The following is a 14,073-nucleotide window of genomic DNA, read 5'->3' as shown; positions in this document are numbered from 1 at the left end:
GCCCCACGACCCGTCCCAGCCGGTCAGGCGGCCTCGGCCAGCTCCGGCTCCTCCTCGAGGACCGACACCTCCGGTGGCACCGGCCGCCGCGGGAGCCCCGTCGCCGCGACCAGGAACGCCGCCAGCGAGAACGCCGCGGAGGTCAGGAACGCCGCCTGGGCCCCGGGCACGAACTGCCCGGGCACCGCACCGCTGGCGTAGACCGAGACGATCGCGGCGACGCCGACCGCGCTGCCGAGCTGCTGCGTGGTCTGCAGCAGGCCGGAGGCCGACCCGGCATGCTCCGGCTCGACTCCGCCTAGCACCGTCGTCGTGATCGGCATGAAGATGAAGCCGGTCGCCAGGCCCGAGATCAGCACCGGACCGAAGACGGCCCCGAAATAGGTGTCGGTGGCGTTGATCTGGCTGAGCCAGAGGTAGGCGACGACGAGCGCCGAGCTGCCGAGCATGATCATCGCCCGCGCGCCCATCCGGCTGATCAGCCACGGGGTCACCCGGGACATCCCGAACACGGCCAGGCTGAAGGGCAGGAAGGCGAGTCCGGTGCTGAACGGGCCCAGGTCGAGCACCCGCTCGTCGTACTGGACGACGAGGAAGAACATCGACAGGTTGGCGCCGATCACCAGGGCCATCGCCGCGAGCGCGGAGACCCGCTGCCGGTTGCGGACCAGGTGCGGCTGCACCAGGGGGTGCGGGTGACGGAGCTCCGTGCGGCCGAGCACCAGCAGGAGCACGAGGCCGACGACCAGGCCGCCGATGGTGCGCGGCGACGCCCAGCCGTGCTCCGGGGCGCCGATCAGCGACCAGACGATCGCCACTGCGCCGGACGTGGCCGTCACGGCACCGACCAGGTCGAAGCGGCCGGGCCGGCGCGGCGTCTCGGTCACGAAGCGCCTGGCGAGGGCCAGGACCGCCAGCCCGATCGGGACGTTGATGAACAGCGTCCAGCGCCAGGACCCGAGGTCGGTGACGACGCCACCGACCAGCAGGCCGATCGTGGCGCCGGCCGACGAGACGGCGCCGAACAGGGCGAGCGCCCGGTTGCGCGCGGCCTCGTCGGGCGCGCTGGTGGTGAGCAGGGCCAGGACGCTGGGAGCGGCCATGGCGGCGCCGGCGCCCTGCAGGGCCCGGGCGATGACGAGCTGGGTCGGGGTCTGCGCGAGACCGCCGAGCAGCGAGAAGAGGGTGAAGACGCTCAGCCCGACCTCGAACAGCCGGAGCCGGCCGCGTACGTCGCCGAGCCGCCCGCCGAGCAGCAGGAGCCCGCCGAAGGCGAGCGTGTAGGCGTTGAGCACCCAGGAGAGCGACGCGGGCCCGAACCCGAGGTCGGTGTCGATGCTGGGCAGGGCGACGTTCATCACCGCGACGTCCAGGACCAGCATCAGCTGGGCCATCAGCACGATGAAGATCCCGGTCGCGGCGCGGCCGGCGTCGGCCGGCAGCTCCGTCGGGCGCTGCTGGCTGGACTGCGGGGAACGGTGGAAGAGGGTGGTGCTGTCACGAGACACGAGGAAGGAATCCTGTTCTGGCCCGGAGCCCCGGACCGAGGTAGTCTGTAACGGAGAAGTTCTCCGGTTGGAGACCAATATACGGAGACACTCTCCGTTTGGCAAGAGAGGTGGGCTATGCGCGCCGATGCGCTGCGCAACCGGGAGAGGCTGATCGAGGCGGCGCGCGAGGTCTTCCGGGAGCAGGGGTACGACGCCTCGCTCGACGAGGTCGCCAGGCGTGCCGGCGTCGGGGCGGGCACCCTCTACCGCCACTTCCCGAGCCGCGACGTGCTGATGGACGCGATCCTGCAGAGCTGGGTCGACCGGGTGAACGACGCCGTCGACAAGGTGCTCGTGCACGAGGGCGCGCCGCGCGACCTGCTGCTGTCGTGGTTCGAGACCTACGTCGCGCTGATCAGCATGCACAAGGGCGGCCCGGCCAAGATCACCAGCGCGATGGGTGACGAGAGCTCACCGATCGTCACCAAGTGCCAGGTCCTGTCCGCCGCGACCCAGCGGGTCGTCGACCGGCTCGAGGAGGAGCACGCCCTGCGGGATCGGATCGAGGCCGTGCAGATGTGCCGGCTGGTCGGTGGCGTCGCCTCCGTCGCCGACAACTCAGACCTCGACCGGGCCGCCGTACGCCCGCTGCTCGAGGTCATCGCCGACGGGATGTTGGCCTGATCCCGTCCTGTACGCCGGGGCGGGCCGAGGGGCAGAGTGATCCCCACACTCTCGGGAAGGGGATCCATGTCCAGACATGTCATCCTGGCCGGCGCGACGGCGCTCATCTCATCGGCGTTCCTGCTCGTGCCCGGCGGCGCGGCGGAGGCGAAGAAGGAGCCTGCGCCGGACCACGTCACGTTCCACTCGTGGAGCTTCCGTGACGACACGATCGGCGGGACGTACGACGGCACCATCGACAGCGGTCCGGCGCTGACCCTGTCGGCGCCGACCCAGCACCGCACCTACACCGACCCGTACGCCGCCGACCCGGCACCGGTCGTCTACGACGAGGGCGACTGGACCTCGCCGCCGGTCGACACGGCGTACGGGCTCACCCAGGCGGTGGCGTCCTGGAACGCGCACACTCCCGGCGGCTCGTGGATCGAGGTGGACCTGCAGGGCGTGACACCCGACGGCACGACGTCGACGTGGTACGTGATGGGTCGCTGGGCCGACGACGACATCGCGTTCCACCCGACGACGGTGTCGGGCCAGGGCGACACCCTCGGCACGGTCTCGGTCGACACCTTCGTCGCTGCCCAGGGCGTCACGTTCGACAGCTACCGGCTGCGAGTCGAGCTGATGCGTCCGCAGGGCAGTGACGTGACGCCGAGCCTGGGCATGGTGGGCGCGATGGCGTCGGCGGTGCCCGACCTGTCCAAGCAGCCGACCTCGCCGACGACGATGACGGGATCGGTGGTGCTGGACGTGCCGACGTACTCCCAGGAGCTGCACCGGGGCGAGTTCCCGGAGTACGACAACGGCGGCGAGGCGTGGTGCTCCCCGACGTCGACCTCGATGGTGGTGGCGTCGTGGGGACGCGGCCCCTCGGACTCGCAGCTGCAGTACGTCCGCGACCGCTACCCGGACGTCGTCGACCCACAGGTCGACTTCGCGGCCCGGCACGTCTTCGACCACAGCTACGACGGCGCGGGCAACTGGCCGTTCAACACGGCGTACGCCGCGACGTACGGTCTCGACGGGTTCGTCACCCGGCTGCGGAACCTGGCCGAGGCCGAGCAGTTCATCAAGGCGGGCATCCCGCTGGTGGTGTCGCTGTCGTTCAAGAAGAACGAGCTGGACGGGGCGGGGTACGGCACCGGCGGCCACCTGATGTCGATCGTCGGCTTCACCGCGGACGGTGACGTCGTGGCCAACGACCCCGCCTCGCATCTCGTCGCCAGCGACGACCAGGTGCGGGTCACCTACGACCGCGCGCAGTTCGAGCACGCGTGGCTGACGTCGAGCCAGGGCGTCGTCTACGTCATCCACCCGAGCGACGTGCCGCTCCCGCCGGCGCCGGCCGAGGCGAACTGGTGACGGCCTGACCGGCAGTCGGGAGGGTGGTCGGGCGGGCGGCCGGGCTCGCGTCGGTGCAGGTCAGCGGCACCGCCGGAGGTAGGTTGCTGCCGTGGTGCAACCCCTCGACACCGTCGCGGTCGCCGCGTCCGATCCCCGCCGCGAGCAGCCGTGGGCCGAGCTCGGGCTGAAGGCGGACGAGTACGAACGCATCCGCGAGATCCTGGGCCGCCGCCCGACGTCGTCCGAGCTGGCGATGTACTCGGTGATGTGGAGCGAGCACTGCTCCTACAAGTCCTCCAAGGTGCACCTACGGCAGTTCGGCGAGATCCAGCAGGAGACGCCCGTCGGCAAGATGCTGGCCGGGATCGGTGAGAACGCCGGCGTCATCGACATCGGCCAGGGGTACGCCGTCACCTTCAAGATCGAGTCGCACAACCACCCGTCGTACGTCGAGCCCTACCAGGGGGCCGCGACCGGGGTCGGCGGCATCGTCCGCGACATCCTGGCCATGGGCGCGCGGCCGGTGGCGGTGATGGACCCGCTGCGGTTCGGGCCGCTGGACGCGGACGACACGCATCGCGTGCTGCCGGGGATCGTGGCCGGTGTCGGCGGCTACGGCAACTGCCTCGGCCTGCCCAACATCGGCGGCGAGGCGGTCTTCGACCCGTCGTACGCCGGCAACCCGCTGGTCAACGCGCTCTGCGTCGGAGTCCTCCGGCACGAGGACCTGCACCTCGCCAAGGCGTCCGGTGAGGGCAACCGGGTGATCCTGTACGGCGCGCGCACCGGCGGCGACGGCATCGGCGGGGTCAGCGTGCTGGCCTCGGAGACCTTCGACGAGACCGGTCCAGCGAAGCGGCCGAGCGTCCAGGTCGGCGACCCGTTCATGGAGAAGCTGCTCATCGAGTGCACGCTCGAGCTTTTCGCGGCCGGGGTCGTCGCCGGCATCCAGGACCTCGGTGGCGCCGGCCTCTCCTGCGCGACGTCCGAGCTGGCCAGCGCCGGCGACGGCGGGATGCGGGTCTCGCTCGACCTGGTCCCCCTCCGCGATTCCTCGCTCGCGCCGGAGGAGATCCTGATGAGCGAGTCGCAGGAGCGGATGATGGCTGTCTGCGAGCCGGGCGACGTCGAGCGCTTCCTGGAGATCTGCGCGAAGTGGGACGTCGAGGCGGTGGTGATCGGCGAGGTGACGGAGACCGGACGGCTCGAGATCGAGTGGCACGGCGAGCGCGTCGTCGACGTACCACCGCGGTCGGTCGCCCATGACGGCCCGACGTACTCGCGGCCCTTCGCGCGACCGGCCTGGCAGGACGACCTGCAGCAGGACGCGGCCGAGTCGTTGCGGCGACCCGCCGACGACGGCGAGCTGCGCGACACCGTGCTGCGCCTGGCGGCATCGGCCAACCTGTGCGACAAGTCGTGGATCACCGACCAGTACGACCGGTACGTCCAGGGCAACACCGTCCTCGCACAGCCCTCCGACACCGGCATGGTGCGCGTCGACGAGGACACCCACCTCGGCGTCGCCGTCGCCACCGACGGCAACGGCCGCTTCTGCAAGCTCGATCCGTACGCCGGCGCGCAGCTCGCGCTCGCCGAGGCGCACCGCAACGTGGCGTGCGGCGGGGCGATGCCGCTGGCGGTGTCCGACTGCCTGAACTTCGGCTCGCCGGAGGACCCGGCGGTGATGTGGCAGTTCGCCGAGGCCTGCCGCGGCCTGAAGGACGCGTGCACGACGCTCGGGGTCCCGGTGACCGGCGGCAACGTCTCGCTGTACAACCAGACCGGCGACGCCCCGATCCTGCCGACGCCGGTGGTCGCCGTGCTCGGCGTGATCGACGACGTACGCCGGCGCACCCCGACCGGGTTCGTCGCCCCCGACCAGGCGATCGTCCACCTCGGACAGACGCGTGAGGAGCTGTCCGGGTCGGAGTGGGCCCACGTCGTCCACGCCCACCTCGGTGGGCATCCGCCGAGGATCGACCTGCGCGCCGAGGCCAACCTGGCGCGACTCCTGGTCGAGGGCGCGCGCGGCGGCCACGTCACCAGCGCCCACGACATGTCCGAGGGCGGCCTCTCCCAGGCGCTGGTCGAGTCGTGCCTGCGCCAGGGCATCGGCGCGACGGTGTCGCTGATGGGCGACCCGTTCGTCGGACTGTTCTCCGAGTCGGCGGCGCGGGCGATCGTCACGGTGCCCGACGACCGCCTGGACCCGTTCCTGACCATGGCAGCGTCGCTCGGGGTCCCGGCCGGCCCGATCGGACGCACCGGTGGCTCGTCGCTCACGGTCACCGACCGCTTCGAGATCCCGCTCGACGAGCTCTCGGCCGCATGGAGAGGCACGCTGCCGGCGGCCTTCGGCTGAGCGCTGATCGCTTGTAACGCCCTGTTATCCGCACCCGGGCGCCGCCGTGCCGGGGCGTTGCCGTGGATAACAGGGCGTTACAAGCAACGACCGGGTGCGAGGATGCGAGTCGTGAACGAGGCGCGGGTCGTCCGGTACGGCGCCGACCCCAGCCAGTTCGCGGAGCTGAGCCTGCCAGGCGGTACGCCGAAGGGCGTCGTGGTCGTCATCCACGGCGGCTTCTGGCGCGCCCGCTACGACCTGGACCTCGGACGGCCGCTCGCCGAGAGCCTGGTCGAGCACGGATGGGTCGCGTGGAACATCGAGTACCGCCGGGTCGGCAACGGTGGCGGCAGCCCGGAGACGATGGACGACGTCGCGGCGGCCATCGACGCGCTCGCCGACCAGGACCTCGACCTGACCAAGGTGATCGCGGTCGGCCACTCGGCCGGCGCACACCTCGCGACGTGGGCCGCCTCGCGCGGTCGATTCGAGAGGTGGCCCGCGAAGGTCGAGCTGACGGGGGTCGTGTCGCAGGCGGGCGTCGTCGACCTGAGGACGGCGTACGACGAACAGCTGGGCAGCGGCGCGGTCCGCGCCCTCCTGGGACACCCACCCGGCCCGGAGGAGGACCCCCTCGACCCGATCCGCCAGGTCCCGCTCGACATCGGGGTCCACTGCGTCCACGCCCGGGACGACGACGCGGTGCCGGTCACCCAGTCCCGGGCGTACGTCGCAGCCGCACGGGCCGCCGGAGCCGAGGCCGAGCTGACCGAGGTCGAGGGCGGCCACTTCGTGGTCATCGAGCCGGCGTCCGAGGCCTGGCGGCTGACGCTCGAGATCCTCGAGCGCCTGTGATGGACACCGAGGGTCTGCGCATCGGCCGCTCGATCGTCGTCCCCGAGGGCGAGCTGGCCGAGCGGTTCTCGCGGTCGTCAGGCCCCGGCGGCCAGGGGGTGAACACCACCGACTCGCGCGTCGAGCTCTCCTACGACGTCCTGCGCTCGCCGTCGCTCCCGGAGACCACGCGCGCCCGGATGCTGGCACGCCTCGCGGGCCGGCTCGTCGACGGGGTCGTCACGGTCTCGGCCTCCGAGCACCGCGCGCAGCTGGCCAACCGCCGAGCCGCGCGTGAGCGCCTGACCGCCCTGCTGACCGAGGCGGCGGCACCTCCGCCACGCAAGCGTCGGCCGACCAAGCCGTCACGGGCCGCGAACCAGCGCCGGCTCGACGAGAAGAAGCATCGCGCGGAGACCAAGCGGCGGCGCGGCGGCCGCTGGGACTGACGGCACGCGACCGCAGGAGATCAGGCCGGGTCGGTCGCGGCACTGCGTTCCGTCCGGCCGACCAGCCGGACCCGGAGGACGCGCTGGCGCTCACGCGCCTCCTGCTGGTCGCGGGTGCGCCCGATCAGGAGCTGGGGCAGGGTCACCACGCCGACCACGCGGCCGGAGTCGCCGCGATCGAGCACCGGGATCGTCGTCACGTCATGCCAGGCCATCAGCTCCGCAACGTGACGCAGCGGCTGGTCGGCATGGGTGACGACGGGGTCGACCACGACGAGGTCGGAGACCGGCGCCGTGGGCCGGGCCGACCGGGCCTCGAACAGCGCACCGCGGGTCACCACCCCGACCAGTCCGTCGGGACCGATCACCGGATAGAGCTGCTGGCGCCAGGCGGCGTAGTCGCCGGCGGGGTCGGCCAGCACCGCGTGCGCGTCGACCGCGTCCAGGTCGTGCGCCAGCTCCACGACGTCGGTGGTCATCACCTCGCCGACGAAGACGATCTCGAGCGGGTCGACGTCGTACTCCCGGCTCAGGTGGTAGCCACGACGCGCGATCTTCTCGGTGAGCACGGAGCGCTTCAGGATCAGGACCGAGACGGCGTACGCCGTGGTGGCCGCGATCACGAGGGGGAGCAGAGCGGCGTACTGGTGGGTGAGCTCGAGCGAGAACACCACGCCGGTCAGCGGCGAGCGCATCACGCCTCCGAGCACGCCGGCCAGCGCGACCAGGGCCCAGAAGCCGGCGCCGACGTGCGGGAAGACCTGGGCCTCGAGCGTGCCGAGCGCGCCACCGATCATGAACATCGGCGCCAGCACGCCACCCGACGTGCCGGAGCCGAGCGACAACGACCAGATCAGGGTCTTGACGATCAGGATGCCGACCACCGTGCCGAGGGCGATCGAGCCGGTCAGCTCGGCGTCGATCACGTCGTAGCCGACGCCGAGTGCGCGGGGCTCGACCAGGCCACCGATGCCGATCACCAGTCCCCCGACGGCCGGCCACCACATCCAGTGCAGCGGAAGCCGTCGGAACGCGTCCTCGGATGCGTAGACGAGCAGCGTGGCCACCAGGGCGAGCAGGGCGGAGACGAGACCGGAGACGACACAGAGGGCGTACGTCGGCGTGTCGAGGTGCAGCGGACCCGTGCTGAGGAAGATGGCCCCATGCCCCAGCAGCGGACCGCGGACGACCGTCGCGACGCACACCGCTGCGGACACGGGGACCAGGCTGCGCGGACGGAGCTCGAACAGGAGCAGCTCGGCGGCCAGCAGGATCGACGCCAGCGGTGCGTTGAAGGTCGCCGCCATTCCGGCGGTCGCGCCGGAGACCAGCAGCGTCTTGCGTTCGTCCGCGGTCAGGTGCAGGAACTGGGCGAACAGCGAACCGATGGCCCCGCCGGTCATGATGATCGGGCCCTCGGCGCCGAACGGCCCACCGGTGCCGATCGCCAGCGCCGACGAGATCGGCTTGAGCAGGGCGACGCGAGGCGCGACCTTGCTGCCACCCATCAGGATCGACTCGATGGCCTCGGGCATGCCGTGCCCGCGGATCTTCTCCGAGCCGTAGCGGGCCATCAGGCCGATCACAAGGCCGCCGACCGCGGGCGCGAACAGCACGAGCGCCGGGTTGTGGTGCACCGCGCCCGGAGCGACCAGACTGGTCGTCACCCGCTGGTAGAAGACGAGGTTCGTGATCAGGCCGATCAGCCGCACCAGCGCCCACGAGACGACGGCGGCAGCACCTCCGATCGGCAACGCCAGGGCGGTGATCAACAGCATTCTCGGCGAGGCGGAGAAGTCGCCGAGGTGACGGACGTCGCGGACGTCCCGGACATGGGAGGACACGGTCACCTCATGAGAGATATATCGGACTACGAGGTAATAGGATCCTAGGATGCCGACTGACGGGCAGTACCGCCAACTCCTCGCGTTCCGCACCACGCTGCGGAGGTTCGACCAGTGGAGTCGCGAGGCCGCCGCCGAGCACGGCCTCACCCATGCGCAGCACCAGCTCCTGCTCGCCGTCCGCGGGTCCGCCACGCCGGGAGGCCCGCCGATCGGGGAGGTCGCCGAGGCGCTGCTGGTCCGACCGCACACCGCCGGTGAGCTCGTCGACCGGATGGCTCACGCCGGCTTCGTGGAGCGCGTTCAGGACGAGACGGACCACCGCAAGGTGCGGCTGAGGCTGACCGCCGAGGGGGAGCGGGTCCTGCGCGAGCTGACCGCCGTACACCTGGCGGAGCTGAAGCGGCTCCGCCCCCTCCTCGGCAAGCTGTGACGATCAGCCCGCGACCGCCGGCTGTGCCGGCGCCACCTCGCGGTCCGGGCGCGGCCAGTCGGCCGGACGGGGGACCGAACGCATCGTCCGGCTCAACGTCGGGATCATCGCCGCGACCGCGGTCACGGTCACGAGCCCGCCGATCGCCGCCGTGCCGCCGAAGCCGCTCAGCAGCAGGCCGCCGACCACCGGCGCCAGCGGCATCGAGCCCATGTTCACGAAGTTGAGGGCCGAACCCACCCGGCCCTGGAGGTGGTCCGGGGTGATCGCCGCGCGGTAGGCGCCGATGCCGGCGTTGCCGGCCGGGTTGAGCAGCAGAAGGAGGAACACCGAGACACAGGCTGCCCAGGGGGCCGACCAGAAGATCAGGGGCAGCAGCGGCAGGACGCACATCCAGCCGATCACGACGGTCAGGGCGCCGGTGCGCATCCGGTCGATCACGTACGGCGCGGCCAGCGCGCCGAGGATCCCGCCGATGCCGGCGAAGGTCGAGACCAGGCCGATCTGGGCCGGCTGCACGCCGTTGCGGATCATCCGCATGCTCACCACGAAGAAGCACGCGTTGATCACGAGGTTGTTGATCGCCGACCAGACCATCAGCGTGCGGATGAAGGGCTGGTGCCAGATGAACCGGTAGCCCTCCTTCACCTGCGCCAGTGGGCGGGTCGGGGCACCGTTGCGGGGACGCGGGCGGAGGTCGGTGCGGAGGCGGCTGAGGGTGAGGCAGGAGACGCAGTAGGAGATCGTGTCGACTGCGAACGGCGCCCACGCGCGCACGGCGTACAGGAGACCGCCGAGGGGTCCGCCGAGCAGCGAGGCGATGTGCTGGCGGGCCTGGTTCTGGCTGAACGCCGTGGGCAGGTCCTCGGTCGGGACGACCGTGCGGATCGCGGCCATCTGCGCGGGCTGGAACACGCTCTGGGCGATGCCGGTCAGCAGGGCCACGACCGCGACGTGGGGGACCGTCAGGACGCCGAGCGAGCCGGCGAGGGCGAGACTGCCGTAGAGCAGGGCGCCCGTCGCGCTGGCGGCGAGCATCAGCTTGCGGCGGTCGTACCGGTCGGCCAGGATGCCGGCCGGCAGCATCATCGCCACCATGCCCAGCAGGCCGAGCGCCTCGAGCATCGCCGCGACGGCCGTGGAGCCGGTCAGGTGGTAACCGAGGAGCGGAAAGACGAAGAGCGACATCGTCGAGCCGAGCTCGCTGATGGTCTCGCCGACCCAGAGGGTCGTGAAGTCTCGGTTGCGGGCGAGCTGTCGGTAGCCGGTCATGTTGCGCACCATATATTGCGCAAGATTAATTGCGCAAGTATTCGTGCGGAACTCTGCTATCGTGACGGTATGGCACGCAGGAAGCCGCGACGAACCCATGACCCACGGGTCCTCCGCGCGATCGCGCACCCGCTGCGGAGCCGCATCCTCGACGAGCTCCGCGCCGCCGGCCCGCTCCGGGCGGCCGACGTGGCGAAGATGCTCGAGATCCCGGCCAACCAGGCGAGCTTCCATCTCCGGCAGCTCGCCAAGTACGGCCTGGTCGAGCCGGCGCCGGAGCTGGCCCGCGACGGGCGCGACCGCGTGTGGCGGGGCGTCTCGAGCGAGCTCCACCTCGACGAGGACGAGCTCGAGGCCTCGCCCGGCGGCAAGGCCGCGATGACCGTCTTCATGCGGAACAAGGCGTCGTGGGCACACCTCCTCGTGGACCGTGCCTTCGCGCCGAAGAAGAAAACCAAGGGCACCTTCTACGCGGTCGTCGAGGAGTCGTTCCGGTTCACCAAGGACGACGGCGATGAGTTCATGAGCGATCTGAGCGACCTCTTGGACCGGTGGACGCAGAAGACCCGAGGCAGGGACGGGGACCGGAAGACCTATGAGTTCTTCGCCCTCGTACAGCCCTATCCGGAGCAGCGACCCGACGCGTGATTCGATGGGCTCGTGCCCGCACGACTCCGGCCCGCGTCGTACGCCGACGTGCGTGACGCCCTCGAGGCGGAGCCGCGCAGCCCGGAGCAGACGCGACTGCTGGTGAAGCACTTCCTGGCCGTGCTCGCCGAGCGCTCGCCCGGCTCGTCGGTCGAGGTCCGGATTCCGCCGTACGCCGCCGTTCAGGCGGTCGCGGGCGTCCGGCACACCCGGGGCACCCCGCCGGCCGTGGTCGAGCTGGACGCGGCCACGTGGATCGACCTGGCGACCGGCGTACTCGACTGGGCGGATGCCGAGCGCGAAGGGCGGGTGCGGGCGAGCGGGGAGCGGGCCGACCTGTCGCCGCTGCTGCCGTTGGCGGCCACGTGATCGTCGCCGCCGTGCAGTCGAACGCACTCGCGGATGCCGTCGGTCAGGTCGACGGCGTCGACCTGGTGGTGTGGCCACGCGGCGACGGCCTGCCGGCGCGGGTGGCGGAGATCGAGCTCGTCGTGCCGGACTACGTCCGGGCCAGATCGACGGTGCGTCAGCTGGTGGACTTCCCGCGGCTGCGCGCCGTACAGCTGCAGACGGCGGGGTACGACGCCGTCATCGACCTCGTGCCACCTGGCCTGGACCTGCTCAGCGCGCGGGGAGTCCACGACGACGCCACCGCCGAGCTGGCCCTCGGGCTCACCATCGCCTCCCTGCGCGGCATCGACGTGGCGGTCCGTGAGGCGGGGCACTGGCGTCAGGACACGACGCGACGCAGCCTCGCGGACAGCCGGGTGGCGATCCTCGGCTACGGCTCGATCGGTCGTTCCATCGCCCGTCGGATGCTGGCCTGCGGAGCGGTGGTTTCCGGCGTCGCCACCTCGGTTCGCGAGGACGACGTGGTGGGCCGCGTGGTGACCGCGGATCTCGTCGACTGGTCGGCCCAGCATGTAGTGGTCGTGGTGCTGCCACTGGCCGAGGCGACCCGGCACGCGGTCGACGCGGCCTTCCTCGCCCGCCTGCACGACGGAGCTCTGGTCGTCAACGTAGGCCGCGGCGCACTCCTCGACACGGACGCCGTCCTGGCCGAGGCCGGCCGGCTCCGGTTCGCCCTCGATGTCACCGACCCCGAGCCGCTCCCCGACGACCACCCGCTCTGGTCCGCCCCCGGAATGCTGATCACCCCCCACATCGCCGGCGGTACCACCGCGATGCTGCCGAGGATGGCCGCCCTCGTCCGCGACCAGCTCGAACGCCTCCGCGACGGCAGACCCCTCCGCAACGTGGTCGCACGCTGACCCGGCTCTTGGCGACGTCAGGAAGCGCTGACCCGGCTCTTCGCGACGTCAGGAAGCATCCACCCGGCTCTTGACGACGTGGACAAGCGCCGGGTCGGCGTCCAGTGGCGCCGGGAAGAGCCGGGTCAGGGACTCAGGCGGTGATGACCTCGCGGAAAGAGGTGACCAGAAGGTCGATGTCGGACTCGGAGGCGACGATCGGGGGAGCCAGCCGGACGGTCTGGCCGTGGGCCTCCTTGGCCAGGATCCCCTGCTCGAGCAGCGCCTCGGTGAACTCGCGGCCGGTCATCTTGTCGGTCGCGATGTCGATGCCGGCCCACAAGCCACGGGCGCGGACCGCGTCGATGCCGTGCCCGACCAGACCGGCCAGGCCGTCGTACAGCTGCTCGCCGAGCTTCGCCGCCCGCTCCTGGAAGTCACCGGTCTGCAGCATCGCGACGACCTCGCGCCCGATCGCGGCCGCCAGCGGGTTGCCGCCGAACGTCGAGCCGTGGGTGCCGGGGGTGATCACGCCGAGGACGTCGCGGTTCGCGGCGACCGCGGACACCGGGTAGAGACCGCCACCGAGCGCCTTGCCGAGGATGTACACGTCGGGCACGACGTCCTCGTGGTCGCACGCGAACGTCCGCCCGGTGCGCGCCAGGCCCGACTGGATCTCGTCGGCGACCATCAGGACGTTCTGGTCGCGGCACAGCGTCCGCACGTCCTGCAGGAAGCCCTCGCGGGGGATGATCACGCCGGCCTCGCCCTGCACCGGCTCGAGCAGCACGGCCACCGTGGTGTCGTCGATCGCGGCCCGCATCGCCTCGATGTCGCCGTACGGCACGAGCCGGAAGCCCGGGGTGTACGGCGCGTAGCCCATCGTCGCGTCGGGGTCGGTCGAGAAGGAGACGATCGTGGTGGTGCGTCCGTGGAAGTTGCCCTCCATCGCGACGATCGTCGCGCAGCTCTCCGGGACGCCCTTGACCTGGTAGCCCCACTTCCGGCTGAGCTTGATCGCCGTCTCCACCGCCTCGGCGCCGGAGTTCATCGGCAGGATCATCTCCTTGCCGGTCAGGTCGGCCAGCGCCTGCGAGAACGGCCCGAGCTGGTCGTTGTAGAAGGCCCGGCTGGTGAGGGTGAGCGTGCCCAGCTGCTGCCGCGCGACCTCGACCAAGCGCGGGTGGGCATGCCCGAAGTTGAGCGCGGAGTAGCCGGCGAGGCAGTCCAGGTAGCGCCGTCCGTCGACATCGGTCACCCACGCGCCGTCGCCCGAGGCGAGCACCACCGGCAGCGGATGGTAGTTGTGCGCGGCGTAGGTCTCGGTGAGCTCGATGTGACGGGAGGTATCGGTCATGACGTTGCTTTCGGGCCGTGGCGTGGAGCCGTTCGGATCAGTGTGGGGAAGTACCTCCATGGTCCCGCACGACCACCCCGTTCTCCAAATGATTGTCTGACAATTCTGGTTGAGATAGTCC

The 14,073-nt window shown here is 71.3% G+C and carries 13 protein-coding genes; 9 read left to right on the top strand and 4 right to left on the bottom strand.

The features are described from left to right. Positions 1-23: 23 nt before the first annotated feature. Positions 24-1,508, bottom strand: a complete 1,485-nt coding sequence (locus VGK78_RS16640; protein WP_331528840.1) for an MFS transporter — start codon at positions 1,506-1,508, stop codon at positions 24-26. Positions 1,509-1,625: 117 nt separating this feature from the next. Here VGK78_RS16640 and VGK78_RS16635 point away from each other — a divergent pair, with 117 nt between their 5' ends. The 5 genes from VGK78_RS16635 to arfB all read left to right on the top strand — a co-directional run bounded on the left by VGK78_RS16635 (position 1,626) and on the right by arfB (position 7,148). Next, positions 1,626-2,174, top strand: a complete 549-nt coding sequence (locus tag VGK78_RS16635) for a helix-turn-helix domain-containing protein (protein ID WP_331528839.1) — start codon at positions 1,626-1,628, stop codon at positions 2,172-2,174. Between the two features lie 66 nt (positions 2,175-2,240). Then, a complete protein-coding gene (locus tag VGK78_RS16630; protein WP_331528838.1) occupies positions 2,241-3,536 on the top strand; it encodes a peptidase C39 family protein in 1,296 nt (431 codons plus the stop codon). A gap of 91 nt (positions 3,537-3,627) precedes the next feature. Further along, entirely contained in the window at positions 3,628-5,883 is a 2,256-nt protein-coding gene (gene purL, locus VGK78_RS16625) for a phosphoribosylformylglycinamidine synthase subunit PurL (protein WP_331528837.1), read from the top strand. Positions 5,884-5,985: 102 nt separating this feature from the next. Continuing rightward, the gene (locus VGK78_RS16620) at positions 5,986-6,720 is read left to right on the top strand and encodes an alpha/beta hydrolase (RefSeq protein ID WP_331528836.1); all 735 of its coding nucleotides are present in this window, start codon (positions 5,986-5,988) and stop codon (positions 6,718-6,720) included. Then, complete coding sequence (gene arfB / locus VGK78_RS16615) at positions 6,720-7,148, top strand: alternative ribosome rescue aminoacyl-tRNA hydrolase ArfB (protein WP_331528835.1); 429 nt, start codon at positions 6,720-6,722, stop codon at positions 7,146-7,148. Before VGK78_RS16620 ends, arfB begins: the two co-directional genes overlap by 1 nt. A gap of 20 nt (positions 7,149-7,168) precedes the next feature. Here the strand turns inward: arfB and VGK78_RS16610 are convergent, their stop codons facing one another. After that, positions 7,169-8,992, bottom strand: coding sequence for a chloride channel protein (locus VGK78_RS16610; RefSeq protein ID WP_331528834.1), 1,824 nt, complete (start codon positions 8,990-8,992; stop codon positions 7,169-7,171). Positions 8,993-9,041: 49 nt separating this feature from the next. Here VGK78_RS16610 and VGK78_RS16605 point away from each other — a divergent pair, with 49 nt between their 5' ends. Further along, positions 9,042-9,425: a MarR family winged helix-turn-helix transcriptional regulator gene (locus VGK78_RS16605; protein ID WP_331528833.1), complete on the top strand. Its 384-nt coding sequence runs from the start codon at positions 9,042-9,044 to the stop codon at positions 9,423-9,425. Between the two features lie 3 nt (positions 9,426-9,428). Here the strand turns inward: VGK78_RS16605 and VGK78_RS16600 are convergent, their stop codons facing one another. Next, the gene (locus tag VGK78_RS16600; RefSeq protein ID WP_331528831.1) at positions 9,429-10,697 is read right to left on the bottom strand and encodes an MFS transporter; all 1,269 of its coding nucleotides are present in this window, start codon (positions 10,695-10,697) and stop codon (positions 9,429-9,431) included. Between the two features lie 69 nt (positions 10,698-10,766). Here VGK78_RS16600 and VGK78_RS16595 point away from each other — a divergent pair, with 69 nt between their 5' ends. The 3 genes from VGK78_RS16595 to VGK78_RS16585 are packed head-to-tail and all read left to right on the top strand — an operon-like array spanning position 10,767 to position 12,616. Further along, positions 10,767-11,345 (top strand): helix-turn-helix domain-containing protein, encoded by a 579-nt coding sequence (locus tag VGK78_RS16595; protein ID WP_331528830.1) that lies wholly within the window; start codon positions 10,767-10,769, stop codon positions 11,343-11,345. Positions 11,346-11,357: 12 nt separating this feature from the next. After that, positions 11,358-11,714 carry a sterol carrier family protein gene (locus tag VGK78_RS16590; RefSeq protein ID WP_331528829.1) on the top strand — a complete coding sequence of 119 codons (357 nt, stop codon included), beginning with the start codon at positions 11,358-11,360 and terminating at the stop codon, positions 11,712-11,714. An 11-nt stretch (positions 11,715-11,725) separates the two neighbouring features. Beyond that, on the top strand, positions 11,726-12,616 hold the full coding sequence (locus tag VGK78_RS16585) for an NAD(P)-dependent oxidoreductase (RefSeq protein ID WP_331528828.1): 891 nt from the start codon (positions 11,726-11,728) through the stop codon (positions 12,614-12,616). Between the two features lie 133 nt (positions 12,617-12,749). On the opposite strand, the gene rocD is transcribed toward VGK78_RS16585, so the two are convergent. Then, a complete protein-coding gene (gene rocD, locus VGK78_RS16580) occupies positions 12,750-13,952 on the bottom strand; it encodes an ornithine--oxo-acid transaminase (protein ID WP_331528827.1) in 1,203 nt (400 codons plus the stop codon). Between the last annotated feature and the right edge of the window lie 121 nt (positions 13,953-14,073).

The organism is Nocardioides sp., from assembly GCF_036503465.1.
Classification (GTDB): domain Bacteria; phylum Actinomycetota; class Actinomycetes; order Propionibacteriales; family Nocardioidaceae; genus Nocardioides.
Note: the sequence above shows the minus strand (reverse complement) of the source record. Positions and strands in the feature narration are given on the sequence as shown.